The following is a 5,418-nucleotide window of genomic DNA, read 5'->3' as shown; positions in this document are numbered from 1 at the left end:
TGTTTAGGCTGAATCTGATAGATCGATTCACTTAAGGTTCGTAATACCTTGCCAATGCTGATACGCTCGACTTCAGCAATATCTCTTACACCGCTTCCTCTGACCATTAAATGTAATATCTTGCCGGTAATACCTGAGTTACACCCTTGATAGCTTAATGCATGATCACCAATAAATTGACGTTTGCAATCTTTGCACTGATGGTTTTGTTTCCCATCTACTTTGATGCCATTTCTCTTTATATTGTTACTTAGACAGGTAGGACATTTGATTTGTAGCGTTATTTTCATACCTCTATTTTATCAAAAGCCATATTGTTTTTTTCAGCATACTTTTTGAAACACCACCAAAATACCATTGGTCATATTTTTAATTAATGCGATTAACGGTCATTTAAACCCTCCTGAAAACCGTATTTATAAAATGAAATCCCATTTGGGAAAAAATTTCAGAATATGAAAATTTTGTGAAAAATAAATAAATATTGTATAACAGAGATGGCGCAAAATTTTCTGCATCTATTGATTATTGATATAAGAGTATAAAAATGGAACTGGATCGTTTCGATAAACATATTCTAGAAATATTGACCCATGAAGATGTCAATCTGAATGAACTGTCCGAGCGGGTGAATTTATCTGTCAGTTCGGTGCATCGTAGGATCAAACACTTAATCGATCATAATATTATCAGTGGCTTAAAACGTGAAATCAATTACCAAAAATTAGGTTTCAGTCTGCATGTGCTGTTGCAGGTATCCTTAAGCAAACATGATAGCGATACTTTTGCCAAATTTCTGGAAGAACTGGAAAGTATTCCCGAAGTGATTAATGCCTTTTTGGTCACCGGTCAGTCGGCAGACTTTATTGTTGAAGTCGTGGCAAGAGATATGGAAAATTATAGTGAAATCCTGCTTAAGCGGATTGGAAAAATTGAGCATGTGGTGGCACTGCATTCCAGCTTTGTGATTAAAGAATATAATGTCTTTAACTGTAGCGGATTACTCAATAAAGTTTAATCAAAGCTAGGGTGGTGGACAGCCATAAAAAAAACGCACCCTAAGGTGCGTTTTTTGAATCAGACATATTTAAGCATCAAGTTCTGCTAAAACTGCGTCTGAGAATTCAACGTTGGTATAAACGTTTTGTACATCATCCAGATCTTCAAGCATATCAATCATTTTCATGATTTTTTTCGCTTGATCGATGTCTGTGATTTCTGCTTTGGTTGAAGGACTCATCACTACTTCAGCATTGTCAGATTTTAAACCTGCAGCAGTTAAAGCATCTTGAACTTCACCGAAGGCTTCAGGTGTGGTAATGACCAAGATATCATCTTCAGTGACTTCGATGTCTTCCGCACCTGCTTCTAATGCCACTTCCATGATTTGATCTTCCAAAGACACATCTTCAAAAGTGATCTCACCACGTTTCGTGAACAGGAATGCCACCGAACCATTGGTGCCTAAGTTACCATCAGTTTTAGAGAAGCAATGACGTACGTCAGGCACAGTACGGTTCAAGTTGTCAGTCATGGTTTCAACAATAACCGCAACACCACCTACACCATAACCTTCGTAGGTCACTTCTTTCAGGTCGTCGTTATCTTCGCCACCAGCACCACGTTGAATGGCACGGTTGATCACGTCACGTGTCATATTCACTGATAATGCTTTTTCAACCACAGCACGTAGACGAGGGTTGCTTGCAGTATCTGGACCACCAAGCTTTGCAGCAGTGGTTAATTCACGAATGTATTTGGTAAAAACTTTACCACGACTCGCATCTTGTTTTGCTTTGCGATGCTTAATATTGGCCCACTTGGAATGACCCGCCATGCGAACTATGCTCCTTGTAGATTGGCTGTATGCCTATCAGAATGCCGAAATTCTACCATAAGCGTTTTTTTAAAAAAAAGTGCCTGGATTTGAGATTTCAGGATAAAAACAAAAAAAGTGCAATATCGAGGAAAAATAGAAAGAGGATAGGGGGATTTATAATTCTATTTATACATTTATATGGACAGATGACTTGGACATAAACAGCAGAATCGCTGATTATGTCCGTGCTTTTATTTTTAAAAAGCTTATTCTGGAATAACGATATCCAGGCCAACCTTGTCTTTATATAGTTGCTTGATCAAAGCCAGGTCATGCGCAAGGTCTGTCGGATAGATCTTGCCAAGAATGCCACCTTGCTTGGTTTTGGAATTGGCGTATAACAACACGATTGGTACATTGGCAGCCTTGGCAATATGCCAGAAACCGGTACGGATTGGTTTGCGTGCTTCACCTTGTTTAGCCCGTGTTGCTTCGGGAGCAATCACCAGATTGAACTTTTCATTGTTCTGAAAATGTTCCACCATCTGGGTCACGATATCTTTACTGGCCTTGCGGTCAACCGGAATACCACCCACAGCGTTCAATAGCGGTTTAAACGGTCCTTTAAATAATTCTTTTTTAATCAAGGTATGAACCTTGAGGTCATAAATCTGGAACAGGGCAATTGACAGTACCGCATCCATCATTGAGGTATGTTCAAACCCAATAATGACCTGTTTATCTTCAAGCACATCGGGTTCGACATGATATTGCCAACCTGCAAGTTTAAATGCAGATTCGCCAAGGAATTTATTTAGCATAAGTACGGAGAAGTAAAAGCTGTATGTAGAGAACTGCATAATTTCATCTTGTTCGCCCATACAGTCAATAGGCTTTCCAATAAAATCAGCGAATAATGTAAAAATCTATGATTTATTCATCTTTTTAAGCTGCAAGATTAAGAGTTAATATATATAAATAAAACAATATTAAGATCTTAAAAAATATCATTAGATACAAAAAAAGTCTTAAAATGATGAAAAAATGACTATCCAGAGCACACTTTAGTTATTAGACTTTTGTCGAAGAAGAAGACTGATACAGGTCTTTTCTATTTTCTTATTCTTTCTACTCTGAGATTGAAAAGTATGACGTACATGACAGCCTTCGTAGTCTCCCTATTGATTTTTGCGCTTATAATTGTATGGTCTTTGATCGAAATTAAGCAGGATTTACATAAAGACGAAGAAATGAAGTCTGAATTCTAGTCATTCTATCTTCTTGAGCTCAAGGCTATTCCTTTAACAGTGCTGCCTGAGCAATAAAGAATTTTAATACCTTATAGATATACTAAGACCTTAAATCTATCAGTTTTACCCTTAGTAGACCGGATTAAATTCAAGATGACAGGCTCATTTGTCTTAAATGATGCAGCATGTATCTCATTTTTCTATATGCCTCCTATACTGAAGTCTTAAGTAACTGAATTTTGACTAAGACAAGTCGCCCATGATTGCTGCCTAAATGTTCAAGCAGTTATAAAAGCACTTGTCTTTCCAAAAAATCTTAGCTAGTATTCATGACGCCTGAACTTATTGATAAATAAAGTTTTCAGCATATAGGGCCTATAGCTCAGTTGGTTAGAGCAGCGGACTCATAATCCGTTGGTCGACAGTTCAAGTCTGTCTGGGCCCACCATATAAAACAACCACTTACGTGTACTAATCGTAAGTGGTTTTTTTGTTTTTAGATTCTGGTAAGCAAATGGTAAGCAGCTTAAATCAACATTATTCTTAATTGGTTTTGTTGGATAAAGACTTTAAAGATAGAATTTCCTATAGTTACTCAAATTCAAGTGACGACTTGGGTATGGGGCGATCTAATTCTGGCATGGCTTAATCATAATTTAAGTCAATACTTTGAGATATGAAGTATATGATCGAATTTTAGATCAGTTTATTACAAGTTTCGTAAGCGTGGGCTGAACCCCACACCTATTTTTTAATTTTGGTCGGGTTGCCACCGGTGTGGCAGTAATTCTTCTATTTAGGTCACTTTATGTGTCGGTAACATAGGCATACAGATCCAAGCCATTCAGCTTTGCTGACTGGATTTAAGTCTTGATATTCGCCGCTCGTTGACCACTGCGCAGCGAGCCAACAAACAGCCAGTTCTTACTTCCCAAGGCCTAAGGGCGCATTTGGTTGTCGGGTAGTCAGACGCAGTTGCCTACGTCAACCCCCTAAGAACCGTGCATGCGAGTTTCCCAGCACACGGCTCAAGCCTCTTCTAAGGCGCCATTCGGCACCCGGTTATACCTCGTTGACATTGGCAAACTGAACACTCCTCGGACAATACAGATAGATGGTAAATCTCAAGATGAGCGACCGCATCCATCCTACCATGACTTAGCTTCACAATATGACGGCTGTGCCATGGTGTATCTTTGGTGACTGGTTTAAGACAGGCGCAGCAGGGATGACTTTGTTTTAGCCACACTCTATACAGCTTGGCTCGCCCCTTTGGGGATCTGGTGATAGAATTTACCAAGGCAGTAAATGGGTTTTTTACACGGTAAAAATTGGCTGGCAGTGCCGCATTAAGAAATACATTTAAGAGAGCAATGTTGAATTAGCCGGGACAATTTCAGCTGGGATCTCACCTGCTTCAGGTGACGATGTTCAAGGTATTATTGCCAATACAGCATTTGGTGCAGGGGCAGGCAGCATGAGCACATGGAAAAAGGTTTACAAACGATAAAAGGGTAGGCTGCCATACCTGGGTGTTAATTGTGGGAGTCTGCTTTAGTTGGGGGAGGCTTTGTTGCACAAACCTATCTGTAAAGGGTTTTTCAGCGATATAATTTTCAAATGAAGAAGCCTACACACAAAATCTACCGCACAACCAATTGGCCCGCATATAACCGAGCACTCATGAGTCGCGGAAATATTGCCATTTGGTTTGATCCTGCTACGCAATGGTATGCGCCATCAAAAGGCAAACAAGGGCGAAATCAAACCTACTCCGACGCAGCCATCCAATGCTGCTTAATGATTAAATCCTTATTCCGTCTATCTTTACGTATGGTTACTGGCTTTGTGCAAAGTCTGATTAAACTTTGCGGCTGAGCAGCCCCGAATATCAGTGATATTCGTACACCACGCTTTGTAGAAGACAAAAGCATATTGATATTGCAATCAGCTACCAAAAAAGTAGCGATGGGCTGCATCTACTCATGGACTCTTCAGGCATGAAGTTTCTAGGTGAGGGCGAATGGAAGCGCAAGAAACATGGACCTGAATATCGTCGCCAATGGCGTAAACTTCATATTGGTATAGATGCTAAAACCCTACAAATACGAGCAGTTCAGCTTACAACCAATAATGTCAGTGATTCACAGGTGCTTGGTGATTTACTTAATCAGATTCCACAAGATGAGCGGATTGACTCTGTTTATACCGATGGAGCTTATGACACCAAGCAATGCCGTCAGGTCATTGCAGATCGGCAAGGGCATGCGGTGATTCCACCTAGAAAAAATGCGAAACCATGGAAAGATACAAAGAGTAGCTCGCTAGAGCGAAATGAATTACTTCGAA

At 39.8% G+C, this 5,418-nt stretch carries 4 protein-coding genes, 1 tRNA gene and 2 pseudogenes; 3 read left to right on the top strand and 4 right to left on the bottom strand.

The features are described from left to right. Nucleotides 1-290 (bottom strand): transposase-like zinc-binding domain-containing protein (locus ACNPNW_RS16055; protein WP_448767167.1); only part of this gene is annotated, 290 nt, incomplete at its 3' end. A gap of 257 nt (nt 291-547) precedes the next feature. On the opposite strand from ACNPNW_RS16055, the gene ACNPNW_RS16050 reads away from it, so the two are divergent. Then, entirely contained in the window at nt 548-1,018 is a 471-nt protein-coding gene (locus ACNPNW_RS16050; RefSeq protein WP_004645518.1) for an Lrp/AsnC family transcriptional regulator, read from the top strand. Between the two features lie 69 nt (nt 1,019-1,087). Here the strand turns inward: ACNPNW_RS16050 and ACNPNW_RS16045 are convergent, their stop codons facing one another. Both ACNPNW_RS16045 and ACNPNW_RS16040 read right to left on the bottom strand, forming a co-directional pair. Continuing rightward, on the bottom strand, nt 1,088-1,837 hold the full coding sequence (locus ACNPNW_RS16045) for a YebC/PmpR family DNA-binding transcriptional regulator (RefSeq protein WP_004645516.1): 750 nt from the start codon (nt 1,835-1,837) through the stop codon (nt 1,088-1,090). 248 nt (nt 1,838-2,085) lie between these two features. After that, complete coding sequence (locus ACNPNW_RS16040; protein WP_004278932.1) at nt 2,086-2,640, bottom strand: 1-acyl-sn-glycerol-3-phosphate acyltransferase; 555 nt, start codon at nt 2,638-2,640, stop codon at nt 2,086-2,088. An 800-nt stretch (nt 2,641-3,440) separates the two neighbouring features. Here ACNPNW_RS16040 and ACNPNW_RS16035 point away from each other — a divergent pair. Continuing rightward, nucleotides 3,441-3,517: transfer RNA gene (locus ACNPNW_RS16035), tRNA-Ile, on the top strand. A 348-nt stretch (nt 3,518-3,865) separates the two neighbouring features. On the opposite strand, the pseudogene ACNPNW_RS16030 reads toward ACNPNW_RS16035, so the two are convergent. Continuing rightward, nucleotides 3,866-4,028: pseudogene (locus ACNPNW_RS16030) on the bottom strand (IS66 family transposase); the annotation flags it as partial. Nucleotides 4,029-4,689: 661 nt separating this feature from the next. Between ACNPNW_RS16030 and ACNPNW_RS16025 the strand changes: the two are divergent. Further along, a pseudogene (locus ACNPNW_RS16025) lies at nt 4,690-5,418 on the top strand (IS5 family transposase); the annotation flags it as partial.

It is taken from the genome of Acinetobacter endophylla (assembly GCF_053543775.1).
Note: the sequence above shows the minus strand (reverse complement) of the source record. Positions and strands in the feature narration are given on the sequence as shown.